This window comes from Streptomyces sp. A1277 (assembly GCF_004795015.1).
GTDB lineage: Bacteria > Actinomycetota > Actinomycetes > Streptomycetales > Streptomycetaceae > Streptomyces.
In genome coordinates, this window is sequence record NZ_SSBI01000030.1 from 24147 (window position 1) to 50824 (window position 26678).

Here is a 26678-nt window from a genome sequence, read left to right on the forward strand (position 1 = left end):
TTGGTGCTGGCAGGACATGCTCTGACCTGCGGTTTTATGCCAACGGGGCTGAACCGGCCGGTTCAGCCCCGTTCAGTTCCGCCCCGTTCAGTCCCGTGGGACTCTGCAGCCGGGCCGGGCTTGCCTTCGAGCCCGGCTGGACCGCTCCTTGAGCCCTGTGCGCCGGAGTTTCAGAGGTCCCTGCGCCCCGGCAGGTACTGGTCGAGCACGACCGCCAGGAACTTGGTGTGGTCCGGCAGCCCGGCCTCGTTCACCAGGCCGTCGATGACCGCCCGCTGAGCGCGCGTCGGCTTGTACTGCAGCTGCACGGGGCCGAGGCCGCGCAGGTCCGTGTTGTCCGGGGCGACCGCGAACAGCTTGGACTGGAACTTGGGCGCGCGGCGCGCCTCCTCCACGACCTGGGCGAGCCCCTTCTCGACGGCCGCCTCCACCGCCAGGAACACGATCTGCGTGTGCGTCAGGTCGCTGCTCTTGCGGAGCTTGCGGAAGCGGGTGGCCACGTTGGTGGACACGTAGAACCCCACCGGCTTCGCCGTGTCCGCGTCCGCGACCGCCGGGGCCTGCTCCTCGGCCGGTTCGCGGCTGGGCTGCGGTACGACGACGGGGCGCGCGACGGCCGGCACCGGCTGCACCGGGGCGGCGGCGGGTGCGGAGCTCTGCGGCGTGGCCCAGCCGGCGAGCGCGCCGGAGGGCGCCCCTCCCCCGCTGAACAGGTTGCCGACGCCTTCGTCCGACATGCTCTGCTCGTCGTCCTGGGCTTCGGTCCTCTTGTTCTTCGGCGGTGTCATGCCGCGGCGTCCTTCCTGAGCTCCAGGGCCCTTGCGAACATCTCTTCGGTGAATCCTTCGTAGTCCGAGTCGAGCCCCTCGACGGCCCCGGGGACCGAGCGGTCCCCGGCTGCCCGCTGCTCCGCCAGCTCGTGCACGAGCAGGCCCCGCTTCCGCACCAGCCGGGCCACCGACTCGGTGTGCCCGATGAGGTGCTTGAACATGTGGGCCTCCGCGCCCAGCACCTTCTGCACCTGGAGCCGCACATCGGCGTGAATTCCGCTGTAGTTGCGCCCGGTGTCGAAGAGCAGGACGCCGAGCAGCGAGATGTGCGGGTTGATGTTGCTGACGAACTTGACGTAGGAGAACTCCAGCCCGATCTGAGCGAGGCCGTCCTCCGCGCCGCCGTCGCTCTTGACCGGGATGACCAGCCACCGTGCGGCGGACAGTGCGAGGCGCTGGAGCGACGGATTCTCCGGCGGGGTGTCGAGGACGATGATCTGGTACCGGTGCGCGATCGGCAGCAGGCACATCAGCAGCCGCAGATACGCCTGCGGGCCTTCCTTGGCGAGCAGCGTGTGGAAGAAGATCCCGAACTCGTCGCCGAGCGCCGGGCCGCCCAGGACGACATCCAGGTTCTCCCGCACGTTCTCGACCGGAGTCAGGGGCGCGCCGGTGCGCAGTGACTCGATGAGCCCCGCTCCCCCGTCGTTCCATTCGGCTCGCTTGTACCCGAGCTCGCGCGCGATGTTGCCCTGCGCGTTGCAGTCGATGATGAGGGTACGCAATCCGCTGCGAGCGGCCTTGCCCGCGGCGTTGGCGGAGATGGACGACTTGCCGACGCCCCCCTTGCCGTTGCCGAACATGAAGATGTGCGACAGCGACTCCCAGGGGATGCCGTGGGGCTGCGCGTGAGCGTCAGGCGCTTCGAAGGGACTGGCCATGGGTCCTCTCACTCTGGTTCAGGCCCGAAAACAAGGCGCGAAGCGCCCCTTTTGAGCTGGTACGGGTGGTCAAACTTCGCTCAGAACGATTCTGCGCTCCGAAGCAGCCGAAGACGGTGTCGGGTAGGACCCGAACCTGCTCTCCGGGGCATCGAATCGTCCTCCTGTTCCCCCGTCGTCGCAGCTCATAAGGACACTTCGGGTTGGGCGGCCGACAAGCGACGCCGCGTGGCCCGGAGTTGTCCTGGCCGCGTTCGCGCACATCGTCTGCGTCGCATCCCAAGAGGTCGGCTGCACTGCGAAGGCGCCGGGAGGCAGCTCAACAAGGACAGTCACCTCCGAAGAAGCCTTGAAAGAGGGCGGAGCCCAAGTTAGCACGAAGATCATGACATTCATGGCCCCACACACCCGGGAATCCACAGCACGGCGTAGGTACGGGCGTGCTGACGGGTAGATCAAGCGGGCGGTGGGTGGGCCGCTTTGGACACTGACCTGCGTACGGGCGTGTGGGGCGGCGTGCAACCCTGGTTGCTAGCTGGCTGAGCGTCCGACAGCCGGTGCTGTGTGCGGGGCGGTGAGGTGCCCTGCCTGTAGGCGGGTCGTGGGGTAGGCAGGCGTACAGGCAAAGTGGCCGGCCTCCTTATGGGTAGGTCCACCGGCGGGGAAACCCGCTAGCGGTTCAGCTTGCAGGGAGGTTTGCGTTCTTGCGGCAACACCTGCTTGTGAGCTTCAGTGCATGGAGGCTTGCGGGTGCATGTGCGGGTCGGTCGGGCTTCAGGCCAAGGTACTGGTAGGCGGGCTGACCTCTGCGCTGGTCTGGCATCCAGTGGACTTGCTTGTTGGGTGACAGACGTGCTGGCCGACCCGGGGACTTACTTGCATCTGGACTTGTGAGTCGCCAGGCCGGTCTATCCGCGCATCCGCTTGGATGCCTGCTGGCTGATGGATCTGGCGGCCTATCGGCAGCCCGATGGGCGGACCACTTTGCGTGCCTGCGCAGCCCCCTGCCCGCAACTTGATGGGCAAGCAGATTTGGCTTCTGGTCGACGCCTAGGCCCACCACTCGGTAGGCAGAGCCGTAGGCATGCCTGTGGCTACATCTGTTGGGTGATCGATCGGCTGGCTTGCGTGAAGCCTGGTGGATGGACCGACCGCTGCTCCCATGTGCACAGTGGTAGATCAGCCTGTCGGCGGATCTACCTGTCTTCCCGCCTGCGCATCCATAAGTTGACCGACCAGCGCCTAGGCCCTCTTGGCTGCGTAGACATCGGCGTTGAGTGACGCCTAGCAAGCCACCTTGCAAGAGGCGTTCATACCTGCCTATCTCTCGGTAGGCAGCGAGGCCGCGAACAATACCCTGAAGCAGGCATGTATTCACGCCTTGCCTCCTAGTTGCGCGCAAGCTTGCGTCGATGTTTGCAGTGATGTTTGTTTTCCCAGGTCAGAGGCGGTTTTAAGCGTTCTGACTCAGACATTCTAGCGCTGGTTGCTTCTCGATTCGAGCACACTGAGATGCGGCGTAAATGGAGAGACGCCTGATGCTCTTCCGGGCCGGACAGCGAGTCACATGCATGGTGTGAAGCGGGGGATTGCTTGTGGAGTCCGCAGCACAGATGGAAGGTGCGTCATTGCCATGCAGAGGCTGCATCCCGAGCCAAGCAACCGCCGTCAGCTCTGACGTCGTCCGCCCTGAAAAGCCTCTGAGCATCTGTGAGGACAGACGCTGGCATGGTGGCCACCGGGACGGTCATCCGCTGAAGGAAGTGGGGCCCTCCTTGCGCCCGTAACGTGCCGGGACAATGGTAGAGGCAAGCGGCTGCGGGCACATGAGGCGGTCGTTGCTCTCGCTGAGTGCCACGCTTTGCCAGCCACCGAACGGGCTCGTGACAGTCGACCCTCACGCATCGAGCATGGCCCCCGGACTGCGGGACATCAGCAATACCACCCCCGCTCTCCCTGCCGTCAGCCCGCGCAAGCCGACAGGTGCGAGACACCTTCAGGTCGCGCGGCAGGCCGCCCCGCAACCAGTTATCCACGCTCCCCATGTCGCTGCTGGGCCCTCACTCCAACCCCCGCATCGCGACGCGACAGCATCCCCGCGGTGCGCGTGTCCTCGGTCCCCGTACGCACGCATCTCCCAGCCTCACGGCGCGTCATCCACCCGCGCGAGGCGATCCCCTACGCGCCTCGTTGAGCCTGCTCGCTCATCCTCCGGGGCACCTCCGCCAAGGCCGGCTGCGATCAGAGCAGTACAGGAACCGCAGCCCGTCGCTCTCCTACCCCGGCCCCCTCTACGGCCTCCATGAACGCGCCACTTCAGCGCCGACGAGGGACCAACCCACCATGGACTCACCGCGCCGACCCGACGTACGCCAGGCGATCACCGCCGTACGCCCTGGAGCAGGTACGAGGCGCACAGGGCCTGGCTGCCCGTCAAGCGCAAGCTGTACGGCGGGGGAGTCCAGGAGCGCGACCCGTCACCTCCGCTCGCAGCACCGGGGTCATCCAGCAGTGTCCGGTGAAGCCCGGCCCGACCCCCTCCTCGCCCCGCCGCACGCCGGCCGAAGTCGGGTGCACCGCTCATGCAGCATCGGGACAGGCCCCTCGCGCAGCATCGAGCAACAGCACCAACGGAACAGCCCGAAGCAGGCAGCACCGCGTCCATCCCCGAGTCCCGGAGGCTCCTCGTGCCCCGGGGCACGTACTGCCCTGCAAGGTTGCTGGTAGCGCCTCCAACCAGCGGTTTTCGCCCTCGCGCTCTCGCTGGTCCAGCCCTCTCGGTGACGTGCGCAACGTGGCGTTCGGGGCGTCCCGACATGGCGGCGTGTGTCCGTTTCGTACGGGGGAGCGGTGTGGGACGCGGAGGTGCCCGACCGGGGCCGGCGCGGGGGAGTGGTGATCCGGTCCGGGGCGGGGGGGTGCGCACGCGTTCCCCGGTCGGGCACCGTTCGGGGCTGTCAGACGGCCCGGAAGCCCGGTTTTCGCGTCACGGCGTCGTCCGGGAGAACGGCTCTCACAGAAGTCGATCATGAACTGCCGGGCCGCCGCCTCCACGCGCGTTCGAGCGTTTCGCGAGGGGTCCTCGTGCGCCGGGCCGCATGGTGGAGGATCCGAAGCGATCGAAGGAGGTCCCGTGCGGATGGCGGCGACCCGAACCATCAGGGCCAAAGAGGCCGAACGTGACGACGCTGCGTGAAACCCTCGCCGGGCCGGACCCCTCGGTCTCCTTCGAGTTCTTCCCGCCGAAGACCGAAGCCGGCATGCGCGGCCTGTGGCAGGCGATCCGCCGGATCGAGCGCGTCGCACCCGACTTCGTCTCCGTCACCTACGGAGCGGGCGGCTCGTCGCGGGACCGCACCATCGAGGTGACCAAACGGATCGTCGCCGAGACGACGCTGCGCCCGGTCGCCCACCTCACCGCGGTCGGGCACTCGGTCGCACAGCTGCGCCACATCGTCGGCCAGTACGCCGACGCGGGCGTGCGCGACGTCCTCGTCCTGCGCGGGGACCCGCCGGGCGATCCGAACGCACCGTGGGTCCCGCACCCCCAGGGCTTCCTGCACGCCCACGAACTGGTCTCACTCGTCCGGGAGCTGGGCGACTTCAGCATCGGGGTGGCGGCCTTCCCCGAACGGCATCCGCGCTCGCCCGACTGGGAGAGCGACATCAGGCACTTCGTCGCCAAGTGCCGGGCGGGCGCCGACTACGCCCTGACCCAGATGTTCTTCCACGTCGAGGACTATCTGCGGCTGCGCGACCGGGTCGCCGCGGCCGGCTGCGACATCCCGATCATCCCCGAGATCATGCCGGCCACCGACGCCCGCCAGATCAGCCGCTTCGCCGAACTGAGCGGTGCGGCCTTCCCCGAGGACCTGGCACACCGCCTGAACGCCGCCCGTGACGACCCGGCCCAAGGGTACCGCATCGGCGTCGAGTACGCCACCGCCATGGCCGAGCGGCTGCTCGCCGAAGGCGCACCGGGACTGCACTACATCACGCTCAACCGATCGACGGCGGCGCCCGAGATCCACCGCGCCGTGACCGGCTCGAGGAGTGTCCGGCGCGTGGAGATGGCCCACCGCTGACGCTTCACCGACCTGCTGAGAGAGCGGAGGACCACGTGTACGACACCAAGGAACAGGACGCACTGTTCGTCTACGAGGCGGCGGAACTCTCCCCCTGTACCGTCCCGCCGCTGCTGCTCGCGGGCATCGACGAGGACGACACGGCCGAGCCGCACGTCGTGCGCGGCATCGACTGACGCCCCGGTACGCCGCGTGGCGATCGCGACGGGAACTCGACCGGATCTCAAGTCCGCTCCCGCATACTCCCGATGACCCCTCGACTTCCTCCCGAGGTCAGGCGTACGGGCATCCCGGCTTGACGACGTCCCTGACACGAGCGAGAGCACCGTTGGATCGGAGTACGCAATGAAGGACGTCGTGAAGGACGTGATCCGCGAGATCAGCGTCCGCGGCGCACTGCAGCAGCCCGAATGGACTGATCGGCTCCAGCTGAACCGGGTCAGGGAGACACTTGCGGCGCGCCCTGCCCTCGTGCGGCCCGACGACCTGGCCACCTTGCGGGCGCTCCTCGCCACCGTGGCCTCGGGCAAGGCCCTGGTGGTGCAGTCCGGCGACTGCGCCGAGGACCCGCAGCAGTGCGGGCCCGAAGACGTCGCCCGCAAGGTGGCGGTGCTCGATCTGCTCGCCGGGTCCCTCGGCCTGATCACCGGCAGGCCCGTGCTGCGCGCGGGACGCATAGCGGGACAGTTCGCCAAGCCCCGGTCCCAGCCCACCGAAGTCGTCGACGGCGTCGAACTCCCCGTCTTCCGGGGCCACATGGTCAACGGCCCCGAGGCGGACCCCGAGAGCCGCCGGCTCGACCCGCTGCGCATCCTCACCGGTTACATGGCCGCGGGCGACGCGGTCGAGCACCTGGGCTGGCACGAGCGCGGCGCGGGACGCCCCGTCGTGAGCCCCCGGGTGTGGACGAGCCACGAGGCGCTGCTGCTCGACTACGAGGTGCCCCTGCTGCGCACCGATGACGAAGGGCGGCTCTTCCTGGGCTCCACGCACTGGCCGTGGATAGGTGAGCGCACCCGCCAGCTCGACGGCGCCCACGTCGCCCTGCTGTCCCAGGTCGCCAACCCGGTGGCCTGCAAGGTCGGCCCCACCATGGAGCCCGGGGAGCTGGTGGCCCTGTGCGAACGGCTCGACGCCTGGCGCGAACCGGGCCGCCTCACCCTGATCGCGCGGATGGGCGCCGACAAGGTCGCCGGCCGGCTGCCGCGCCTGGTGGAGGCGGTGCGGGAGGCCGGACACGCCGCGATCTGGCTCACCGACCCCGTGCACGGCAACACCGTCACCGCGCCCGGCGGCCACAAGACACGCATCGTGGAGACCGTCGCGCGGGAGGTCTCCCGCTTCGTGGCGGCCGTACGCGACGCGGGCGGCGTCCCCGGTGGCCTGCACCTGGAGACGACGCCCGACGACGTCACGGAGTGCGCCGCCACGGAAGCCGAACTGGCCACCGTCGGCGAGCGCTACACCTCGTTCTGCGACCCCCGGCTCACCCCCTGGCAGGCCGTGTCCGTGACCTCGGCGTGGACCGTGCGGTCATGACGGTCCCGAGGCCGGCCCCGCGCCTTGCGGGGCGCTGCGCGGCACCGGGTCAGTCGCTCCGCGGTGACCTGGGGGAGCGGGACAGGAGCTCGTACAGCTCGTCCAGGTCGTATTCGGCGCGCTGCGGGGTGCCGAAGCGGGTGATCTTCCCCCGGCTCACCCACTTGCGGATCGTGGCCGGGGTGACGCCCGCCGCCAGTGCGGCCAGTTCGGTCGGCACGGTGCGCCGGCGCCCTTCGGCCGTCACGCCGCACCACCTGGCCGGCCGGTGTCCGCCGCCTGCCGGGTCCGGCCGGACAGCAGCAGCCACTCACGGGGCGGCACGGTGTGCCCGGCGTCGCACGCGACCTGGGAGTGGACCGAGTCACGGGTGCCCGACAGCGTGGCGTGCAGCTGGGCCGTACAGCCGCTGTGGCAGCACAGGCCGAGGGAGACCTCGTAGGACCGCGGACCGAGCAGCGAACGGGCGGAGTCGAGGAGTGCGGTCAGTTCGGCGTCCAGATCCCGGGCCGCCGGGTGTTCGGCCAGCCACTGGACCTGGCCGGCCAGGAAGCGCAGAAGCGTCGGGACCTCCGTATCGGTCGCGGCCGGAAGCCCGCGCTCCGAGACCACGAGCCCGGCCCAGGAGCACAGGAGGTCGGTGACCTGCGAGCGCAGCGTCAGCATCCGGTCGTCGAGCCGCAGGCCCACCGACTGGGTGCCGCTGACACGCTCCACCGGTCCTCCGCTCAGGACGGCCAGCTCTTCCTCGCTCTCCTGGTAGACGTCTTCGACGTCCCGCAGCTTTGCACTCAGTCTTTCGGCCGGAGAATCCAGCGACGATTCCGCTTCGGGTGCGTAGTGATGACTCTTGGATCGTTGTGATGCTTCCGAGTAATCCTGCTGATGCTGCACGATTTTGGCCTCGCATCCCCTGTAGACCGAGCATCCTGTTCTTGCGGTCGGCGTCCTGATGGCGGCCGGAGAGTTTCCATGCCTTCCGGCCCGTCGCCTTGCTGTGATGTCCCCATGTGTGCGCGAGAGTAATCGCGGCATAACCAAATCGGACGAAGAGGTCATTTACTCCGCCGGTTCCGACGCCGGCCATATGTCCATCAATTGTCGCGCCCGTCGGCTCAGACGTGTCAAGAAGGCATCGTGTGCGTCGCATCACTCTCTCGGGGCTCACTACAGAGCAACCAACTAGCCCATAGAAAACTGTTGTTGACATCTGTCACGGGCAACTGTCACACTTCTCGCGGGCCACTGGTCTGCGCAAATCCCGATCGGTGTCCGATCGAGGAGCAGACAGCACAGGGCTCCGCCTCCTTATTGCCGGCCGCGTCTCCCGCGGCGGCTTCCTTCCCTTCCGGCGCACCCATTGCGTGCCCGTCCGCATTCGCTCCAGCGGTATTCCTGCCAGACTCCAGCGGTTTTCATGCCGACCACGACACCCAGCCTTGAGGGCTTCATGGATCAGCAGCACAGAAGTCACGGATACGCGCGCCATTGCGCTCAGGCAGTGAACGCGCTTCATTCAATTCCCTATTTCACAAGCGATTTGGCCACCGAAGTCGCACCGTTCGGCATCGATGATCACTCGAGCGTCTACCTTGCCGGCCGCGCGTCCGCACTGGGCGTCGTCGACCCCGCCGTGGTGACTGCTGTATTCAACTCCTTCGCCCCCCGCCTCATCGCCGAAAGAATTCCGGCTCTCTGGGATCTGATATCGCCCGAGCGCGCGCTGCGGGCCCGCGAGAATGCCGTCGCCGCCGCGCTCGAACGCCTGCTGGGGACCGAGACCTTGCGGTCCGCGGAGCTGTCGGAGGCCGCGAAGCTCGCGACCGTCGCGGCCGAGGCGGGCGCGCTGCCGGGACGCCCGCTGTACGCGGCGAACTCCGCGCTCGACCTGCCGGAACGCCCCCATGCGGCCCTGTGGCACGCGGCGACGCTGCTGCGCGAGCACCGGGGCGACGGACACGTCGCCGTACTCGGCCACTTCGAGCTGACCGGCGTGGACTCGCTGGTGATCGACTGCGCCAGCAGCCACGGCATGGCCAAGGAGATCGTCATGCCCATGCGCGGCTGGACGGAGGCCGAGTGGTCGGCGGGCCGGGAGCGCCTCGCCGACCGCGGGCTGGTCGACGCGGAAGGCCGGCTCACCCCACGCGGCACGGCGCTCAGGGACGAGGTCGAGGCGGAGACGAGCCGACTCGACCGCCGCCCCTACGACGCCCTGGGGCCCGAGCACGTCGAGCGGCTGGCCCGGTACGTGCACCGGCTGGTCGGGGCCGCCGCCGACACCGGGGTCTTCCCGCCCCCGCTGCGCGGCTTCTTCGCGCCCGCGGCCGATGTCTGGAACGCGCTCTGACCCCGAAGCCCGCCCCCGGAGAGGACCAGCCATGACGCTGACGACGCCGACACCGACGCACCAACCACCCGCCGCCCTGTTCTCGCCCGCCTACTACCAGGACCCGCACACCACCCTGGCCTGGCTGCGGGAGAACTCCCCGGTCCACGAGTTCCGCTTCCCGGCCGGCGACGTACGGACCTGGCTCGTGACGCGCTACGACGACGTCAAGGCCGTACTCGCCGACCAGCGCTTCAGCGCGGAGGCCGCCACCTGGGCCAACGACGAGTTCCGGGCCGCCGGTCTGGTCGCCGCCGAGGGCACCATCCTGGGGCGGGGCATCTCGGTGGTCGATCCGCCCCACCACACCAAGCTGCGGCGGCGGGCGATGGGCGCCTTCACCACCCGGCAGGTGGAACAGTGGCGCACGACCGTGCGGGAGCAGGTCGACCGGGTGCTCGACGACTGCTCGGGCCGCGACACCTTCGACGTGATGGACGACTACGCGGGCGAGGTGTCCGCCGGCGTCCTGGGCGAGATCCTGGGCATGCGCATCGAACGCCACCGCGAGCTGGTCAGCGCGCTCAACGAGGCGTTCCCGTCGGACCCCGCGCTCATGCACAAGGTGCCCGAGGCGTTCGGCCGGATCTGCGAGTACGCGGCCGAGCTGGTCGCCGACAAGCGCAGCAAGCCCGCCGACGACCTGACCTCCGCGCTGATCCGGGGCGTGGACGACGACGAGGAGCTGACCGAGGACGAGCTGATCGGCCTCGTCGCGGCCATCATCATGGGCGGCAGCGACACCGTGCGCGGCTTCATCGGCAACGCCGTGCTCTCGCTGCTCGACCACCCCGGCCAGGCGGAGCTGCTACGGGCGAACCCGGGGCCGGCCGAGCCGGCTGTCGAGGAACTGCTGCGCTACGACGGGGCGTTGAGCACCGCCCTGTTCCGGGTCACCACGCAGGAGGTGGAGCTCGCCGGCACCGTACTGCCCGCAGGGGCTCCGGTGATCGTCGGACTCCTGGCGGCCAACCGGGACCCCCGCAGGTTCGAGCGGCCCGAGCTCCTGGACCTCGGCCGCCAGGGCGCCCGGCACGTCGGCTTCGGGCACGGGCTGCACAACTGCCTGGGCGCGGCACTGGCCCGGCTGGAGGGGGCCATCGCCATCCCCGCCCTGTTCGACCGCTTCCCGGAGCTGGTCCTCGACGCCCCCCGGGACTCCGTGCGGTACATCGACAACTGGGCGATCCGGCGCCTGGTCGCGCTGCCCGTCGCCGCGTCGGCGAAGGCCGCCGCGCGGGCCTCCCGGTCGGCCTGACGTGCACGCCTCCACCGGCCCCGGGCGGCCTGACGTGCACGCCTCCACCGGCCCCGGGCGGCCTGACGTGCACGCCTCCACCGGCCCCGGGCGGCCTGACGTGCACGCCTCCACCGGCCCCGGGCGGCCGTCATGAGCGCCTCCGCCCGGATCGACCGCACGCTGTGCCTGGGGACGGGGCTGTGCGAGTCGATGGCGCAGGACCTGTTCCTGCTGGACGACGACGGGCTCGCCGTGCCGCTGCCGGGCGACGGAAGCGACGAGCGGACGGAGCTGCTGCGGTCCATCGCCGACTGCTGCCCGACCGGGGCGATCACCGTCACCGAGAAGGGCCCCGGCGCGGCCGCACGCGAGAACGCACACGAGAGCGAGGGGTGAGACGGCATGCAGGGGCAGTCCGCACAGCGGGACACCGACGTCGTGGTGGCAGGAGCGGGACCAGCCGGGCTCATGCTGGCCGCCGAACTGCGGCTGGCCGGTGCCGGGGTCGTGGTCCTGGAGCAGGAGAGCCGGCCGACCGCCGAGTCGCGCGGCATGGGGTTCACCGCCCGCACCCTGGAGGTGTTCGACCAGCGCGGGCTGCTGCCGAGGTTCGGTGAGCTGAAACGTTCCCCCGGCGGCCACTTCGGCAGCGTGCCGGTGAACTTCGCGGTCGGCGACGGACGGCACGCCGGCGTCACCGGCATCTCCCAGGCCCGGACCGTCGCCGCGCTGGGGGAGTGGGCGGCGGAGCTCGGCGCCGACATCCGGCGCGGCCACCGGCTGACCCGGTTCACCGACACCGGCGACGGGGTCGAGGTGTGGGCCGAGGGCCCCGACGGCGAGGTCCGGCTGACCGCGCCCTACCTCGTCGGGTGCGACGGCGGCCGCAGCACGGTCCGGCGGGCCGGCGGCTTCGACTTCCCCGGCACCGACGCCACCGCCGAACTGCTGCTCGCGGATGTGAAGGACCTCGAACTCCCGCCGAAATGGTCCGGGGAGCGCCACCCGGGAGGCATGCTGCTGGCCGCGCCGCTGGGCGACGGAATGGTCCGGATCGTGGTCTCCGAGCACGGAAGGGCGCCGCTGGAGCGCACCGGGCCCCCGGCCTTCAGCGAAGTGGCCGACGCCTGGAAGCGGGTCAGCGGCGACGACATCTCCGGTGCCACGCCGGTCTGGGTCAGCTCCTTCGGGGACGCGGCCAGGCAGGCTTCCGCGTACCGCAGGGGCCGGGTCCTGCTCGCCGGGGACGCCGCGCACGTCCACCTGCCCGCCAGCGGCCAGGGCATGAACGTCAGCATCCAGGACGCCGTCAACCTCGGCTGGAAACTGGGCGCCGTCGTCACCGGCCGCGTCCCCGGAACGCTGCTGGACAGCTACCACGCGGAACGCCACCCGGTCGGCGCCGAACTGCTGCGCAACACCCGGGCCCAGGCCACGCTGTTCCTCGGCGGGCCCGAGATGCAGCCGCTGCGCGATGTCCTCACCCGGGTGTTCGGCGGCGAGGAGGCGGCGCTGCTGCTGGCGGGGCTGGTCAGCGGCCTGGAGATCCGCTACGACGTCGGAGCCGGCGACCATCCGCTGCTCGGGCGGCGGCTCCCGGACATCCCGCTGGTGCTGGACGACGGGGAGAAGACCCGCAGCACCCGGCTGCTGCACCCGGCCCGCGGAGTGCTGCTGTCCCTGGGCGCCGACCCCGAACCCGCCCGCCTCGCGGGCCGTTGGGCGCCCCGGGTGGACGTCCGCTCCGCCCGCCCGGCCGGCACCGGACCGGCCGGCGAGACGGTCGACGCCGACGCCGTACTGGTGCGCCCCGACGGCTATGTGGCCTGGGTGGCCGGGTCCGGCGACCTCGCCAGCGCCCTGAACCGCCACTTCGGTGAGCCCACCGGCTGAGCCCGGCCATCCCACGAGACAGGAGACGACCATGACCAGGACCCGGACCCGGACCCAGCAGACGGCCGCACCCGTCATCGACCGCGGGGACGCGCACGCCGTCTTCATGACCTACTGGCACGTGGCCGGCCAGGAGCAGGGCCGCGCGGTGCTCGACGAGATCGCGGACGCCTGGGAAGGGGCGTCCCGGCCCGCGGACGTCCTCTCCTTCTCCTGCTACCTGAGCACGGGCAGCGACGACTTCACCGCGATGACGTACGCCCAGTGCGCGCACCCCGACGGCTACCGGCCCTTCATCCGCGCCCTGCCCGCGCAGGCCGCACGGATGGAGCCGGTCGAGTACCGCCTGCACCGCAGTGTGCCGCTCGCCCCGGAGACCGGGCCGGCGGCCTCGGTGGTCATCGCCAGCTTCGACGTCGACGGCCGCGAGCGCCAGGAGCACATCGTCTCCTCCGTCACGGAGAACATCGAGAAGTCACCGCGTACCGACCAGCGCGGACTGATCGCCTCCCACTTCCACCTCAGCACCGACGGCACCCGTGTGATCAACTTCGCCGAGTGGACGAGCGACGAGGAGCACATCGCGTTCCTCGAGGGCGCCACCCGGCACCGGTCGCTGCGTCTGGCCACACACACCCCGGGCGTCCGCCCCATCGGCTTCACCCGCTACCACCTGTATCGCGCCATCGGCTCCTGATGAATGGCCGACAGGGTACAAATCGGATCAGTGAACTCCGTTCTTTGTCATCATGGTTGACGGCCCGGCAGTGATGACGGACCGACAGTGATGGCACGAAGGAGAAGCCCATGGCCGATGCCCCCAGTCCCTTCCCGGACGTCGCCCGCACGGACGCCGGAGTCGCGCTGGTGACTCCGCTGTACGTCGGGGGACCCGGACCCCAGCGCGCTGAGGTGGAACGGGTCCTGGCGCCGTACCGGAACGGTTCGCTGCCCGAGGGCTTCCTCTCCGTGAGCGTCTTCACCAGCACCGAGGGCGAGAACGTGCTCACGTACGCCCAGTGGACCTCTGACGACGCCTACCGCGCGTTCGTACGGGACGGCGGTCTCGGCGAGCCGGACGAGAACACCACCGAGCCGGTCCGCTACAAGCTCTACCGGGGCCGGGTCCTGGAACCCGGCAGCGTCCCGACCGTGCTGGTGACGCCCGTCTTCGACGTGGACGGCCGGGACCGGCAGCGGCGCTCGATCGACAACCTCATCGACGGGCCGCTCGGCACCCCGTTCCCCGGCCTGGTCGGCTCCCACTTCCACATCAGTCTCGACGGCACCCGCGTCCTCAACTGGGCCGAGTGGGTCGACGAGGACGCCCATGTGGGCTTCATGAAGAGCAGCCGTCCCAAGGAGTGCCTGGAGGCCATCACGATGCCGGGCGTCCGCGGCATAGGCGGTAAGAGGTACGTGCTCGCGGGTGCCGTGACCCGCTGACTTCTCGGCTCCCCAGAACGGCCCAGGTCCTCGGACCTGGGCCGTTCGTCTTTTCCGGAACGTCCAGTGCAGGAGCGAACAAGGAGGGTGCATGGACACTCAAGTGATCGTCGTCGGAGCCGGACCGGCCGGAATGATGCTCGCCGGCGAACTGCGGCTGGCCGGGGTCGACGTCGTCGTCCTGGAAAAGCTCGCCCGGCGGACCGGGGAATCGCGGGGACTGGGCTTCACCGCCCGCACGATGGAGGTCTTCGACCAGCGCGGTCTGCTCTCCCGGTTCGGTGACATCGAGGTCAGCGACCAGGGGCACTTCGGCGGCCTGCCGATCGACTTCTCCCTCCTGGACGGGGCCCACCAGGCCGCCAAGACCATCCCCCAGTCGCACACCGAAACGGTGCTGGAGGAGTGGGTCACCTCCCTCGGCGCAGACATACGGCGCAGCCACGAACTGCTCTCCGTCAAGGACGCCGGTGACCACGTCGAGGCGGAGGTCCGCGGCCCCGACGGGGTCCACCGGCTGACCGCCCCCTACCTCGTGGGGTGCGACGGCGGGCGCAGCCTGGTCCGCAAGCAGGCCGGGTTCGAGTTCCCCGGCACCGCCGCGACGATGGAGATGTTCCTCGCCGACGTGAAGGGGCTCGACCTGGCCCCCCGGATGATCGGCGAGACCCTGCCCGGTGGCATGGTCATGGTGGGACCGCTCCCGGGCGGCGTCACCCGGCTGATCGTGTGCGAGCGCGGAACCCCGCCCCAGCGGCGCGAGACCCCGCCCGCGTACGAGGAGGTGGCCGCCGCCTGGAAGCGGCTGACCGGGGACGACATCTCGCACGGCGAGCCGGTGTGGGTCAGTTCCTTCGGGGACGCCACCCGCCAGGCGACCCACTACCGCCAGGGCCGCATCCTGCTGGCCGGCGACTCCGCCCACATCCACCTGCCGGCCGGCGGCCAGGGCATGAACACCAGCATCCAGGACGCGGTGAACCTCGGCTGGAAGCTGGCGGCCGTCGCCCTCGGCCGGATGGACGACGCGTTCCTGGACACCTACCACGACGAACGCCACCCCGTGGGCAAGCGCCTGCTGATGAACACCCGGGCCCAGGGGCTGCTGTTCCTCAGCGGCGCGGAAGTCCAGCCGCTGCGGGACGTGTTCAAGGAGCTCATCGCCTACGAACCGGTCAGCCGCCATCTGGCCGCCATGGTCAGCGGCCTTGAGATCCGCTACGGCATCGCCGCGGGCACCCACCCCCTGCTCGGCCGCCGGATGCCGGACCTGCGGCTGACGGGCATCACGGCCCCCGCCGGCAGCACCGAGGCGCTGCACTCCGGCCGCGGCGTCCTCCTCGACCTCGCCGACAACGCCGAACTGCGCCGCCGGGCGGCCGGCTGGACGGACCGGGTGGATGTGGTGACCGCCGAACCGAAGGCCCTGCCCGACGACGGATCACTGGACGGCACCACCGCCGTCCTGATCCGCCCCGACGGCTACGTGGCCTGGGCCGCACCGGGAAGCCACAGCGACCTGCCGATGGCCCTGGAGCGCTGGTTCGGGCCGGCGCGCTGACCCCCGTACACCCCAGAGAAGAGAGAAGAGACCGACCATGCACAGCACCCTGATCGTCGCGCGGATGGACCCGGGTTCCGCACCCGATGTCGCCGGACTGTTCGACGCCTTCGACAAGACGGAGATGCCGCACCTGATGGGCACCCGGCGCCGCCAGCTGTTCTCGTACCGCGGCCTGTACTTCCACCTCCAGGAGTTCGACCAGGACAACGGCGGCCAGCTGATCGAGCAGGCCAAGACCGACCCCCGGTTCATCGGGATCAGCGAGGACCTCAAGCCGTTCATCGAGGCGTACGACCCCGCCACCTGGCGCTCTCCCGCCGACGCGATGGCGACCCGCTTCTACCACTGGGAGGGTTCCGCGTGACCGGGCGCAGGGTCGTCATCACCGGCATCGGAGTCGTCGCCCCCGGCGGCATAGGCGTCAAGGACTTCTGGAGCCTGCTCAGCGAGGGCCGTACCGCCACCCGCGGCATCACCTTCTTCGACCCCGCGCCGTTCCGGTCCCGGGTCGCCGCCGAGATCGACTTCGACGCCGAGGCGAGCGGGCTGAGCCCCCAGGAGATCCGGCGGATGGACCGGGCGGCCCAGCTCGCGATCGTCGCCACCCGGGAGGCGGTCGCGGACAGCGGCCTCGACGTGGGCGCGATGGACCCGTACCGGCTCGGCGTCACGATCGGCAGCGCGGTCGGCGCGACGATGGGGCTCGACGAGGAGTACCGCGTCGTCAGCGACCAGGGCCGGTTGGACCTGGTGGACCACGCGTACGCCGCCCCGCACCTCTACAACTACTTCGTCCCCAGCTCCTTCGCCGCCGAGGTCGCCTGGTCCGTCGGCGCACAGGGGCCCAGCACGGTGGTGTCGACCGGCTGCACCTCCGGCCTGGACTCCGTCGGGTACGCCGTCGAGCTGCTGCGCGAGGGCTCGGTGGACGTGATGATCGCCGGCGCGTCGGACGCGCCGATCTCCCCGATCACGATGGCGTGCTTCGACGCGATCAAGGCGACCACCCCGCGCGACGACGCCCCCGGGCAGGCGTCGCGGCCGTTCGACGGCACCCGCAACGGCTTCGTCCTCGGCGAGGGTTCCGCGGTGTTCGTCCTGGAGGAGCTGGAGAGCGCCCGGCGGCGCGGCGCGCACGTCTACGCCGAGATCTCCGGCTACGCCTCCCGCTGCAACGCCTTCCACATGACCGGGCTGCGCCCGGACGGGGAGGAGATGGCCGAGGCGATCCGAGTGGCCCTGGACGAGGCCCGGATCTCCGGTGACCGCATCGACTACATCAACGCGCACGGCTCCGGCACCAAGCAGAACGACCGGCACGAGACGGCCGCGTTCAAGAAGAGCCTCGGCGACCACGCCTACCGCACCCCGGTCAGCTCCATCAAGTCGATGGTGGGGCACTCGCTGGGCGCGATCGGCTCCATCGAGATCGCCGCCTGCGCCCTGGCCATGGAGAACAACGTCGTTCCCCCCACGGCCAACCTGCACACAGCCGACCCCGAATGCGACCTGGACTACGTGCCGCTCACCGCGCGGGACCACCGCACGGACACGGTGCTCACCGTGGGCAGCGGGTTCGGCGGATTCCAGAGCGCCATGGTGCTGGCGCGGGTCGAAGGGAGCACGCGATGACGACATCGGTCGTGATCACCGGTCTGGGCATCGCCGCCCCCAACGGCCTGGGCAAGGAGGACTTCTGGGAGGCCACCCGAGCGGGGCGGGGCGGAATCGGCCCCCTCACCCGGTTCGACGGCTCGGGATACCCGGCGAAGCTGGCCGGTGAGGTCCCTGGCTTCGACGCGAAGGAGCACCTGCCGAGCAGGCTGCTCCCGCAGACGGACCGGATGACCAGGCTCGCGCTGGTCGCCACCGACTGGGCCCTGGCCGATGCCGGGATCAAGCCGCAGGAGGCCGAGGGCTTCGAGATGGGCGTGGTGACGGCCAGCTCGTCGGGCGGTTTCGAGTTCGGCCAGAACGAGCTGCGGAAGCTGTGGAGCAAGGGCAGCCAGCACGTCAGCGCTTACCAGTCCTTCGCCTGGTTCTACGCCGTCAACAGCGGCCAGATCTCCATCCGCAACGGGATGAAGGGGCCCAGCGGTGTCCTGGTGAGCGACCAGGCGGGCGGCCTCGACGCCGTCGCGCACGCGCGCCGCCAGATCCGCAAGGGCACCGGGATGATCGTCTCCGGCAGCATCGACGCATCCGTCTGCCCCTGGGGCTGGGTGGCCCAGCTGGCGAGCGGGCGCCTGAGCACCGTCGACGACCCCGACCGCGCCTACCTGCCGTTCGACACCCGGGCCGCCGGCCATGTCGCGGGCGAGGGCGGCGCGATGCTCATCCTGGAGCAGGCCGACGACGCGCGCCGCCGGGGCGCCCGGATCTACGGCGAGGTCGCCGGGTACGGCGCCACCTTCGACCCGAAGCCGGGCAGCGGGGGCGAGCCCGGTCTGCGCAAGGCGATCGAACTGGCCCTGGCCGACGCCGGCACCGCGCCCGGCGACGTCGACGTGGTCTTCGCCGACGCGGCGGCGGTGCCGGAACTGGACCGGGCCGAGGCCGACGCGATCAACGCGGTCTTCGGACGGGGCGACGTACCCGTCACCGCGCCGAAGACGATGACCGGCCGCCTCTACTCCGGGGCCGCACCGCTCGACCTGGCCACCGCGCTACTGGCGATGGAGTCCGGGCTGATCCCGCCCAGCACCAACGTCGAACCCGACCCGGCCCTCGGCCTCGACCTCGTCACGGGCGGCGCCCGGCCCGGCCGGGTGAACACCGCGCTGGTGCTGGCCCGCGGCCACGGCGGCTTCAACTCCGCGGTGCTGCTGCGCAGCGCCCCCACCGGCTGACCCGGCCGGACGACGGCACGACCTCTCTCCCGTACACAACTGGCCCGTACACAACCGGTACGAACCCTCAGAAGGAAGGCAGGGCAGACGGTGAGCACTCAGCCGTTCACGATCGACGACCTCAAGCGGATCCTGCTCGAAGGCTCCGGCGCCGCGGAGGACGTGGACCTCGACACCGACATCCTGGACCAGGAGTTCGAGGACCTGGGCTACGACTCCCTGGCGCTGCTGGAGACCAGCAGCCGGATCGAGCGCACGTACGGCATCACGATCTCCGACTCCATCCTGGCCGACGCGACGACCCCGCGCGCCCTGGTCGGAGCCGTCAACGAGCACCTGGCGGACGACGCCGCGGCCTGACCGCGCCGGCCCCGGTCCCGCCGCACCTCTCGCGTATCTCGCGCATCTCATCCACCGTTCACGGGAGCAGCAATGTCACATGACACGCAGGACACCAGGGTCGCCGTCGTCACCGGCGCCACCAGCGGAATCGGCCTCGCCGTCGCCCGGCTGCTGGCCGGCCAGGGGCACCGGGTCTTCATCGGGGCGCGCAACGCCGAGAACGTGGCCTCCACCGTCAAGGAGCTGCGGGAGGACGGCCTGGACATCGACGGCGCGTCGCTCGACGTCCGGTCCCCGGAAGGCGTCGAGGAGTTCGTGCGCGCCGCCGTGCAGCGCTACGGAACCGTCGACGTCCTGGTGAACAACGCGGGGCGCAGCGGTGGCGGCGTCACCGCCGACATCGACGACGAGCTGTGGGCCGACGTCATCGACACCAACCTCAACAGCGTCTTCCGGATGACCCGTGCCGTGCTCAACGCGGGCGGCATGCGGGACAAGAGCCGGGGCCGCATCATCAACATCGCCTCCACCGCCGGCAAGCAGGGCGTGGTCCTCGGAGCGCCCTACTCGGCCTCCAAGCACGGCGTGGTCGGCTTCACCAAGGCCCTCGGCAACGAACTCGCGCCGACCGGCATCACCGTCAACGCCGTCTGCCCCGGCTACGTCGAGACCCCCATGGCCCAGCGGGTGCGCCAGGGCTACGCGGCGGCGTACGACACCGACGAGGCCGCGATCATGAAGCGCTTCACCGCGAAGATCCCGCTCGGCCGCTACTCGACCCCCGAGGAGGTGGCCGGCCTCGTCGGCTACCTGTCGTCGGACACCGCCGCGTCGATCACGGCCCAGGCGCTGAACGTCTGCGGCGGACTCGGCAACTTCTGATCCCTCCCCAGGACCCCTCCCCAGGACCCCTTGCAGGAGACACACCATGACGACCCAGCACGTCGAGCACGAGATCACCGTGGCCGCGCCCGCGGCCGACGTCTACCGCCTGATCGCCGAGGTGGAGAACTGGCCGCAGATCTTCCCGCCCACCATCCACGTCGACGTGGCCGAACGCACCGGCACCGACGAGCGCATCCGGATCTGGGCCACCGCCAACGGCGCCGCGAAGAACTGGACGTCCCGCCGCACCCTCGACCCCGAGGGGCTGCGCATCGACTTCCGCCAGGAGGTCTCCGCCCCTCCGGTCGCGGCCATGGGCGGCACCTGGATCATCGAACCGCTCCCGGACGGGGACTCCCGCATCCGGCTCCTGCACGACTACCGGGCCGTCGGCGACGACCCCGAGGGCCTGAAGTGGATCGAGGAGGCCGTCGACCGCAACTCCCGCTCGGAGCTGGCCGCGCTCAAGACCAACGTCGAACTCGCGCACGCCTCGAAGGAGCTGACGTTCTCCTTCGAGGACAGCGTGCGGATCGACGGGGCGGCCGAGGACGCCTTCGACTTCATCAACGAAGCGGGCCTGTGGGCGGAGCGGCTGCCGCACGTGGCCTCCGTACGCTTCGAAGAGGACGATCCCGGGCTCCAGACCCTGGAGATGGACACCCGCGCCCGGGACGGCTCGGTGCACACCACCAAGTCCTACCGGGTGGCCTTCCCGCACCAGAAGATCGCGTACAAGCAGATCACGCTGCCCGCGCTCATGACCCTGCACACCGGCTGCTGGACCTTCACGGAGGACGAGGGCGGCGTCACCGCCGTCTCCCAGCACACCGTGGTGCTCAACACGGCCAACATCGCGCGCGTCCTGGGCGAGGAGGCGACGGTCGAGGACGCCCGCGCCTATGTGCACGGCGCCCTGAGCACCAACAGCCGCGCCACACTCGGCCACGCCAAGGACTACGCGGAGAACAACCACGCCGAGAACAGCCACGCCGAGAACAGCCACGCGGAGAACAGCCACGCGGAGAACAGCCACGCGGAGAACAGCCACGCGGAGAACAGCCACGCCGAGAGCAAGAGCTGACCGTGGCCGCCCTGGACTGCGACGTCATCGTCGTCGGAGCGGGACCGGTCGGGCTGCTCCTCGCAGGCGAACTCCGGCTCGGCGGGGCGGAGGTGGTGGTGCTGGAGCGCCGGGCGGAGCCGGGGACGGAGTCGCGGGCCTCCACCCTGCACGCCCGCACGATGGAGATCCTGGACAGCCGCGGCCTGCTGAACGGGCTGGGGGACCTGCCCAACGACGTCATGGGCCACTTCGGCGGCATCCCGCTCGACCTGACCCTGCCGTCGCCGTATCCGGGGCAGTGGAAGATCCCGCAGACCCGCACCGAGGCCGCCCTGCGGGAGTGGGCGCTGTCCCTGGGCGCGGACCTGCGGCCCGGCCACGAGGTGACCGGGCTGACCACGCACCTGGACCATGTGACGGCCGAGACGGCGGGCGCAACCACGCGCGCCCGGTACCTCGTCGCGTGCGACGGCGAGGACAGCACCGTCCGGCGGCTGACCGGAGCGGCCTTCCCCGGCGACCCCGCACGCCGGGAGCTGATCCGGGCCGACGTCACCGGGATCGACATCCCCGCCCGGCGCTTCCAGCGGCTGCCCCGGGGGCTGGCCATCGCGGCCCGCAACCCGCAGGGGGTGACCCGGGTGATGGCGCACGAGTTCGGCGCCCCGGCCCGGGAGCGGTCCGGGGCGCCCGGGTTCGCCGAGATCCGCGACCTCTGGCAGCGGGTCACCGGGGAGGACATCGGGCACGGCCGGGCCCTGTGGGTGAACTCCTTCGCGGACGCCGCCCGGCAGGTGGCCCGGTGCCGCCAGGGGCGGGTGCTGTTCGCGGGCGACGCCGCCCACCAGCAGATGCCCATCGGCGGCCAGGCCCTCAACCTCGGGCTCCAGGACGCCGTCAACCTCGGCTGGAAACTCGCCCTCCAGGTGGCGGGGCGGGCCCCCGAGGGGCTGCTCGACAGCTACCACACGGAGCGGCACGCGGTGGGCTCCCGGGCCCTCGGCAACATCAGGGCCCAGGCCCTGCTGCTCCTGGGCGGCGCCGAGGTGGAGGCGGTACGGGAGGTCGTGGCCGAACTCGTACGGCAGGAACCGGTCCGCGCCCACCTCGCCGCGATGATCTCCGGCCTCGACATCCGCTACGACACCGGCCCCGGCACCCACGACCTCCTGGGCCGCCGGCTGGCCCACGGGCACCAGGGGCACGGCTCGCGGGGCCTGCTGCGGCTGCGCACCGGCACGCCCGATGCGGCCGGTCTGCGGCGGGCGGTGGCCCCGTGGGGCGACCGGGTCGACCTCGTCACCGGCGGCCCGCCGGCGGCGGTCCCGGACCCGGGGACCACCGTGCTGCTCCGGCCGGACGGATACGTCGTGTGGGCCGACGAGCAGGGGGCCGCGTCCGGACCCGGCGGCGGGGCGGACGAGGCCGGGCTGCACGCGGCCCTGCGGCGCTGGTTCGGCGAACCGGCGGCGCCGGAGGCCGCGTACGAGATCGCCCGCACGGCGCACCGCACCCCCGCCCCCACCCAGTCCCCGCACACCACCTCACATGGGAGAGACGCAGGTATGAACAGGTTCACGGGCAAGACGGCGCTGGTGACCGGTTCCAGCCGGGGCATCGGCCGGGCCATAGCCCTGCGGCTGGCCAGGGAAGGCGCACTCGTCGTCGTGCACAGCTCCAGCGGCGGCCAGGCGGCGGACGACGTCGTCGCCACGATCGAGAAGGACGGTGGCCGGGCCTTCGCCGTCCGGGCGGAGCTGGGCGTGCCCGGTGACGTCCATGAGCTCTTCCTCGGCCTGGAGCAGGGCCTGAAGGAACGCACCGGCTCCGTCGACCTGGACATCCTCGTCAACAACGCCGGGATCATGGGCGGCGGGGTCCCGGCCGACACCACGACACCCGAGCAGTTCGACCGGCTGTTCGCCGTCAACGCCAAGGCACCGTTCTTCGCGATCCAGCGGGCGCTGAAGAACCTGACGGACGGCGGCCGGGTCATCAACATCACGTCCGGGCTGACCCACTTCGCCAACCCGGAGGAGATCGCCTACGCGATGACGAAGGGCGCCGTGGAGCAGCTGGCGCTGCACTTCGCGAAGTACCTCGCGCCGCGCGGCATCACCATCAACAGCGTCGCGCCCGGAATCACCCGCAATGACAACCCCGTCTTCGACATCCCGGAGGCCGTCGAGCAGATGGCCCGGCTCTCGGCGTTCGGCCGGGTGGGCGAGCCGAGGGACGTCGCCGACGTGGTGGCGTTCCTGGCGAGCGACGACGCCCGCTGGGTCACCGGGGCGTTCCTCGACGCCACCGGCGGCACCCTCCTGGGCTGACCGGCGGTGGGGACGGGACGGACGGGAGCGGACGGAGTGAAGGAGCTCGCACGATGCCCATGACACGCACTCAGGATTCCTTCAACTCCCCGCCCGCGGACGGGGAGCGGTGGAGCCCCCGGCTGTGGGGGCTGCTGTTCGTCCTGGCCGGGAACATGCTCATCGACGCCCTCGAAGTGTCGGCGATGGTCATCGCCATGCCGGCGGTGGGCCAGGCACTCGGCCTGTCGCTGACCGGGGCGCAGTGGCTGATCACCGGCTTCGCCGCCGGCTTCGGCGGGCTCATCCTCTTCGGCGGCCGGCTGGTGGAACTGCTCGGCCGGCGCCGCGTGTACCTGTGGGCGCTGCTCGGTTTCGCCGCGGCGTCCCTGGCGGGCGGGGTGACCGACGAGCCCGCCGTGCTGGTGGCCACCCGGGTGCTGAAGGGCTTCTTCGCCGCGCTGACCGCGCCCACCGGTCTCGCGATCATCGCCTCGGAGTTCCCGGCCGGGCGGAGCCGCGAGCGTGCGGTGTCGGTCTACACCCTCTTCGGCGGTTCCGGTTTCGCCGCGGGCCTGCTGCTGTCCGGTGCGCTGACCGCGGTGAGCTGGCGTTGGACCGTCGCCTTCCCGGCGCCGGTGGTCCTGGTCCTGTTCGCCTTCGCGGTACGGCTGATACCCCGCGGCCCGGTGTCCTCCGCCCCGCCGCCCGGCGCCCCGCGTACCTTCGACGTGGCCGGGGCGCTCGCCCTGACCGGTGCCCTGGTGTGCCTGGTGCAGGGCATCGTCGCGGTGCCGCAGCACGGCTGGCTCGACGCGCGTACGGCGGGTCCGCCGGCGCTGGCCGTGGCGCTGGGAGCGGTGCTGGTCGTCGCGGAACGCACCGGATCGCGACCGCTGATCCAGGGGCGGCTGCTGCGCAACCGCACGCTGCTGCGCTCGATGGCCGGGGCCGCCGCGCTGAACGGCGTGAACCTGGGTCTGCTGCTGGTCCTGACGGCACGGCTGCAGACCGGCCTCGGCTGGTCCCCGTTGCGCACCGCCCTGGCGTTCCTGCCGGCCAGCGTGCCGCTCGCCGTCACGGCGCTGCTGTCCCGGAAGCTGATCGCCCGTTACGGCACCGCCCGGCTGATCGCCCTGGGGGCGCTGGGCCCGGTCCTGGGCGCCGCGCTCTGTCTGCGGCACCCGGTCCCCGAGCGCTACGCCACGGACGTACTGCCGGTCCTGCTGCTGGTCGGCGCGGGGTTCGTGCTGGCTTTCGCCGCGCTGAACGCCCAGGCCACCTCCCGGCTGGCCGCCGCCGACCGGGCGGCCGCCGTCGGCCTTTACCAGAGTGCCGTCCAGATCTCCGCCGTCCTCGTGCCGGCCCTGGCGGCGGCGCTGGCCGTCGGCCGGTCCGGCGACCGTGCAGCGTTCCTGCTCGTCACCGCCGTCGCCGTGGCCGGGCTGCTCGCCGGGCTCAGCGGCTTGAGAGACGGTCCAGCCCTGGTTGAGAAACCATCCAGAGGAGAGTGAGGCACTGATGTCCGTAACCGACACGACTCCGGCCCGGCGTACCGACTGGACGCTGTACGAGCGCCTGGAGGAACTCCGGCTGATCAAGGACGAGGCCCGGCACGGCCCGGACCCCGCCGCCACCGACCGGCAGCACGCCAAGGGCAAACTGACCGCGCACGAACGCATCGCCCTGCTGGTGGATACGGGCTCGTTCCATGAGGTGGAGCAGTTGCGGCGGCATCGGGCGACGGGTTTCGGTCTGGAGGCGAAGAAGCCGTACACGGACGGTGTGATCACCGGCTGGGGCACGGTGGAGGGCCGGACGGTCTTCGTGTACGCGCACGATTTCCGGATCTTCGGCGGGGCGCTGGGCGAGGCCCACGCCACGAAGATCCACAAGATCATGGACATGGCCATCTCGGCCGGTGCGCCGCTGGTCTCCCTGAACGACGGTGCGGGGGCCCGTATCCAGGAGGGCGTCTCGGCGCTCGCCGGGTACGGCGGGATCTTCCAGCGCAACACCAGGGCGTCCGGGGTGATCCCGCAGATCAGTGTGATGCTCGGCCCGTGCGCGGGCGGCGCGGCCTACAGCCCGGCCCTGACCGACTTCGTGTTCATGGTCCGCGAGACCTCGCAGATGTTCATCACCGGCCCGGACGTCGTCAAGGCGGTCACCGGCGAGGAGATCACCCAGAACGGGCTCGGCGGCGCGGACGTGCACGCGGAGACCTCGGGCGTCGCGCACTTCGCGTACGACGACGAGGAGACCTGCATCGCCGAAGTCCGCTACCTCATCGGGCTGCTGCCCTCCAACAACCGCGAACTCGCCCCCACCGTCCTGTCCGACGACCCGCACGACCGGCGGAGCGAGGCACTGCTCGACCTGGTCCCGGACGATCCCGGCCGGGTCTACGACATGCGTGCCGTCATCGAGGAGATCGTCGACAACGGGGACTTCTTCGAGATCCACTCCGGCTGGGCGGGCAACAGCCTCTGCGTCCTGGCCCGGCTGGGCGGCGAGGTCGTCGGCATCGTCGCCAACCAGCCGGCCACGACCGCCGGGGTCCTGGACATCAAGGCCAGCGAGAAGGCGGCCCGCTTCGTCCAGTTCTGCGACGCCTTCAACATCCCGCTCGTCACGCTGATCGACGTACCCGGCTTCCTGCCCGGCATCGAACAGGAGCACAACGGCATCATCCGGCACGGCGCGAAGCTGCTCTACGCCTACTGCAACGCCACCGTGCCTCGAGTTTCGGTCGTGATTCGCAAGGCATACGGCGGTGCCTACATCGTGATGGACTCGAGGTCCATCGGAACCGACCTGTCTTTTGCCTGGCCCGGCAACGAGATCGCGGTGATGGGGGCGGAGGGTGCCGCGAACGTCATCTTCCGCCGCGAGATCAACAGCGCCGGCGACCCCGAGGCGGTGCGCCGGCAGAAGATCGAGGAGTACCGCACCCAGCTCATGCACCCGTACTACGCGGCCGAGCGCGGTCTCGTGGACGACGTCATCGACCCCCGCAGGACCCGCGAGACCCTCATCGGATCCCTTGCGATGCTGCGCGACAAGCACGCCGAACTGCCCTCCCGCAAGCACGGCAACCCTCCTCTGTGACGGAGAACCATGTCGGACATCCAGGTAATCCGCGGCTACGCTACTTCCGAGGAACTCGCCGCTCTCGTCGTGGTGTTGATGGCCCGGTCCGCCGCGTCCCAGCCCCTTCGCCCGTCCCGCCGCCGCACACCCAACTGGCACCGCCTGGACCGCGCGCCGCGCCCCAGCGGCGCCCGGGGCTGGGGCCGGGAACAAGGAACGGGCCGCACGCCCGCAGTGAGCTCCCCGGGCCGGACTTGACTTCAGCCC

At 70.9% G+C, this 26678-nt stretch carries 24 protein-coding genes; 20 read left to right on the top strand and 4 right to left on the bottom strand.

The window, feature by feature from the left end; all coding sequences use genetic code 11:
* Positions 1 to 170: 170 nt before the first annotated feature.
* Both E6R18_RS20505 and E6R18_RS20510 read right to left on the bottom strand, forming a co-directional pair.
* Positions 171 to 788, bottom strand: coding sequence for a hypothetical protein (locus E6R18_RS20505; RefSeq protein WP_136318360.1), 618 nt, complete (start codon positions 786 to 788; stop codon positions 171 to 173).
* Entirely contained in the window at positions 785 to 1711 is a 927-nt protein-coding gene (locus E6R18_RS20510; RefSeq protein WP_136318361.1) for a ParA family protein, read from the bottom strand. The genes E6R18_RS20505 and E6R18_RS20510 overlap by 4 nt, the downstream gene beginning before the upstream one ends.
* A gap of 3179 nt (positions 1712 to 4890) precedes the next feature.
* On the opposite strand from E6R18_RS20510, the gene metF reads away from it, so the two are divergent.
* The 3 genes from metF to E6R18_RS20520 all read left to right on the top strand — a co-directional run bounded on the left by metF (position 4891) and on the right by E6R18_RS20520 (position 7335).
* The gene (metF, locus tag E6R18_RS20515; RefSeq protein WP_136318362.1) at positions 4891 to 5796 is read left to right on the top strand and encodes a methylenetetrahydrofolate reductase [NAD(P)H]; all 906 of its coding nucleotides are present in this window, start codon (positions 4891 to 4893) and stop codon (positions 5794 to 5796) included.
* Between the two features lie 35 nt (positions 5797 to 5831).
* Positions 5832 to 5972, top strand: a complete 141-nt coding sequence (locus E6R18_RS34105; RefSeq protein WP_168712399.1) for a hypothetical protein — start codon at positions 5832 to 5834, stop codon at positions 5970 to 5972.
* 169 nt (positions 5973 to 6141) lie between these two features.
* Positions 6142 to 7335 (top strand): 3-deoxy-7-phosphoheptulonate synthase, encoded by a 1194-nt coding sequence (locus E6R18_RS20520; RefSeq protein ID WP_136318363.1) that lies wholly within the window; start codon positions 6142 to 6144, stop codon positions 7333 to 7335.
* A gap of 49 nt (positions 7336 to 7384) precedes the next feature.
* Here the strand turns inward: E6R18_RS20520 and E6R18_RS20525 are convergent, their stop codons facing one another.
* Together E6R18_RS20525 and E6R18_RS20530 are read right to left on the bottom strand one after the other, a co-directional pair.
* Positions 7385 to 7582 carry a hypothetical protein gene (locus E6R18_RS20525; RefSeq protein WP_136318364.1) on the bottom strand — a complete coding sequence of 66 codons (198 nt, stop codon included), beginning with the start codon at positions 7580 to 7582 and terminating at the stop codon, positions 7385 to 7387.
* Complete coding sequence (locus E6R18_RS20530; RefSeq protein ID WP_136318365.1) at positions 7579 to 8052, bottom strand: hypothetical protein; 474 nt, start codon at positions 8050 to 8052, stop codon at positions 7579 to 7581. The genes E6R18_RS20525 and E6R18_RS20530 overlap by 4 nt, the downstream gene beginning before the upstream one ends.
* An 823-nt stretch (positions 8053 to 8875) precedes the next feature.
* Between E6R18_RS20530 and E6R18_RS20535 the strand changes: the two genes are divergently transcribed.
* From E6R18_RS20535 to E6R18_RS20615, 17 genes are all read left to right on the top strand, one after another.
* On the top strand, positions 8876 to 9685 hold the full coding sequence (locus E6R18_RS20535) for a hypothetical protein (protein WP_136318366.1): 810 nt from the start codon (positions 8876 to 8878) through the stop codon (positions 9683 to 9685).
* A gap of 31 nt (positions 9686 to 9716) precedes the next feature.
* On the top strand, positions 9717 to 10982 hold the full coding sequence (locus E6R18_RS20540; protein ID WP_136318367.1) for a cytochrome P450: 1266 nt from the start codon (positions 9717 to 9719) through the stop codon (positions 10980 to 10982).
* 132 nt (positions 10983 to 11114) lie between these two features.
* Positions 11115 to 11360 carry a ferredoxin gene (locus tag E6R18_RS20545; protein ID WP_136318368.1) on the top strand — a complete coding sequence of 82 codons (246 nt, stop codon included), beginning with the start codon at positions 11115 to 11117 and terminating at the stop codon, positions 11358 to 11360.
* A gap of 6 nt (positions 11361 to 11366) precedes the next feature.
* Positions 11367 to 12857: an FAD-dependent monooxygenase gene (locus E6R18_RS20550; protein ID WP_136318369.1), complete on the top strand. Its 1491-nt coding sequence runs from the start codon at positions 11367 to 11369 to the stop codon at positions 12855 to 12857.
* A gap of 31 nt (positions 12858 to 12888) precedes the next feature.
* Positions 12889 to 13554: an antibiotic biosynthesis monooxygenase gene (locus E6R18_RS20555; RefSeq protein ID WP_136318370.1), complete on the top strand. Its 666-nt coding sequence runs from the start codon at positions 12889 to 12891 to the stop codon at positions 13552 to 13554.
* A 110-nt stretch (positions 13555 to 13664) separates the two neighbouring features.
* Complete coding sequence (locus E6R18_RS20560; protein ID WP_136318371.1) at positions 13665 to 14303, top strand: antibiotic biosynthesis monooxygenase; 639 nt, start codon at positions 13665 to 13667, stop codon at positions 14301 to 14303.
* Between the two features lie 91 nt (positions 14304 to 14394).
* Positions 14395 to 15864: an FAD-dependent monooxygenase gene (locus E6R18_RS20565; RefSeq protein ID WP_136318372.1), complete on the top strand. Its 1470-nt coding sequence runs from the start codon at positions 14395 to 14397 to the stop codon at positions 15862 to 15864.
* 37 nt (positions 15865 to 15901) lie between these two features.
* Complete coding sequence (locus E6R18_RS20570; RefSeq protein ID WP_136318373.1) at positions 15902 to 16231, top strand: TcmI family type II polyketide cyclase; 330 nt, start codon at positions 15902 to 15904, stop codon at positions 16229 to 16231.
* A complete protein-coding gene (locus E6R18_RS20575) occupies positions 16228 to 17499 on the top strand; it encodes a beta-ketoacyl-[acyl-carrier-protein] synthase family protein (RefSeq protein ID WP_136318374.1) in 1272 nt (423 codons plus the stop codon). Before E6R18_RS20570 ends, E6R18_RS20575 begins: the two co-directional genes overlap by 4 nt.
* Positions 17496 to 18716, top strand: a complete 1221-nt coding sequence (locus E6R18_RS20580) for a ketosynthase chain-length factor (RefSeq protein WP_136318375.1) — start codon at positions 17496 to 17498, stop codon at positions 18714 to 18716. The genes E6R18_RS20575 and E6R18_RS20580 overlap by 4 nt, the downstream gene beginning before the upstream one ends.
* Before the next feature lie 90 nt (positions 18717 to 18806).
* Positions 18807 to 19076, top strand: a complete 270-nt coding sequence (locus E6R18_RS20585) for an acyl carrier protein (RefSeq protein WP_136318376.1) — start codon at positions 18807 to 18809, stop codon at positions 19074 to 19076.
* 72 nt (positions 19077 to 19148) lie between these two features.
* Complete coding sequence (gene fabG / locus E6R18_RS20590) at positions 19149 to 19940, top strand: 3-oxoacyl-ACP reductase FabG (RefSeq protein WP_136318377.1); 792 nt, start codon at positions 19149 to 19151, stop codon at positions 19938 to 19940.
* Positions 19941 to 19986: 46 nt separating this feature from the next.
* Entirely contained in the window at positions 19987 to 21027 is a 1041-nt protein-coding gene (locus tag E6R18_RS20595) for an aromatase/cyclase (protein WP_240799793.1), read from the top strand.
* 2 nt (positions 21028 to 21029) lie between these two features.
* Positions 21030 to 23339, top strand: a complete 2310-nt coding sequence (locus E6R18_RS20600) for an SDR family oxidoreductase (RefSeq protein WP_136318378.1) — start codon at positions 21030 to 21032, stop codon at positions 23337 to 23339.
* Positions 23340 to 23398: 59 nt separating this feature from the next.
* Positions 23399 to 24832, top strand: a complete 1434-nt coding sequence (locus E6R18_RS20605; protein WP_240799794.1) for an MFS transporter — start codon at positions 23399 to 23401, stop codon at positions 24830 to 24832.
* A gap of 7 nt (positions 24833 to 24839) precedes the next feature.
* Positions 24840 to 26429 carry an acyl-CoA carboxylase subunit beta gene (locus E6R18_RS20610; protein ID WP_136318380.1) on the top strand — a complete coding sequence of 530 codons (1590 nt, stop codon included), beginning with the start codon at positions 24840 to 24842 and terminating at the stop codon, positions 26427 to 26429.
* A gap of 9 nt (positions 26430 to 26438) precedes the next feature.
* Positions 26439 to 26669 (top strand): acyl-CoA carboxylase subunit epsilon, encoded by a 231-nt coding sequence (locus E6R18_RS20615; RefSeq protein WP_136318381.1) that lies wholly within the window; start codon positions 26439 to 26441, stop codon positions 26667 to 26669.
* Positions 26670 to 26678: the final 9 nt, after the last annotated feature.

Excerpts from the sequence above, each read along its gene's own strand:
- E6R18_RS20580 (WP_136318375.1), top strand. The coding sequence starts at position 17,496 with ATGACGACATCGGTCGTGATCACCGGTCTGGGCATCGCCGCCCCCAAC.
- E6R18_RS20520 (WP_136318363.1), top strand. The coding sequence starts at position 6,142 with ATGAAGGACGTCGTGAAGGACGTGATCCGCGAGATCAGCGTCCGCGGC.
- E6R18_RS20505 (WP_136318360.1), bottom strand. The coding sequence starts at position 788 with ATGACACCGCCGAAGAACAAGAGGACCGAAGCCCAGGACGACGAGCAG.
- E6R18_RS20605 (WP_240799794.1), top strand. The coding sequence starts at position 23,399 with ATGACACGCACTCAGGATTCCTTCAACTCCCCGCCCGCGGACGGGGAG.
- E6R18_RS20565 (WP_136318372.1), top strand. The coding sequence starts at position 14,395 with ATGGACACTCAAGTGATCGTCGTCGGAGCCGGACCGGCCGGAATGATG.
- E6R18_RS20615 (WP_136318381.1), top strand. The coding sequence starts at position 26,439 with ATGTCGGACATCCAGGTAATCCGCGGCTACGCTACTTCCGAGGAACTC.
- E6R18_RS20510 (WP_136318361.1), bottom strand. The coding sequence starts at position 1,711 with ATGGCCAGTCCCTTCGAAGCGCCTGACGCTCACGCGCAGCCCCACGGC.
- E6R18_RS20595 (WP_240799793.1), top strand. The coding sequence starts at position 19,987 with ATGACGACCCAGCACGTCGAGCACGAGATCACCGTGGCCGCGCCCGCG.
- E6R18_RS20540 (WP_136318367.1), top strand. The coding sequence starts at position 9,717 with ATGACGCTGACGACGCCGACACCGACGCACCAACCACCCGCCGCCCTG.
- E6R18_RS20570 (WP_136318373.1), top strand. The coding sequence starts at position 15,902 with ATGCACAGCACCCTGATCGTCGCGCGGATGGACCCGGGTTCCGCACCC.
- E6R18_RS20545 (WP_136318368.1), top strand. The coding sequence starts at position 11,115 with ATGAGCGCCTCCGCCCGGATCGACCGCACGCTGTGCCTGGGGACGGGG.
- fabG (WP_136318377.1), top strand. The coding sequence starts at position 19,149 with ATGTCACATGACACGCAGGACACCAGGGTCGCCGTCGTCACCGGCGCC.
- E6R18_RS20555 (WP_136318370.1), top strand. The coding sequence starts at position 12,889 with ATGACCAGGACCCGGACCCGGACCCAGCAGACGGCCGCACCCGTCATC.
- E6R18_RS20560 (WP_136318371.1), top strand. The coding sequence starts at position 13,665 with ATGGCCGATGCCCCCAGTCCCTTCCCGGACGTCGCCCGCACGGACGCC.
- E6R18_RS20550 (WP_136318369.1), top strand. The coding sequence starts at position 11,367 with ATGCAGGGGCAGTCCGCACAGCGGGACACCGACGTCGTGGTGGCAGGA.
- E6R18_RS20610 (WP_136318380.1), top strand. The coding sequence starts at position 24,840 with ATGTCCGTAACCGACACGACTCCGGCCCGGCGTACCGACTGGACGCTG.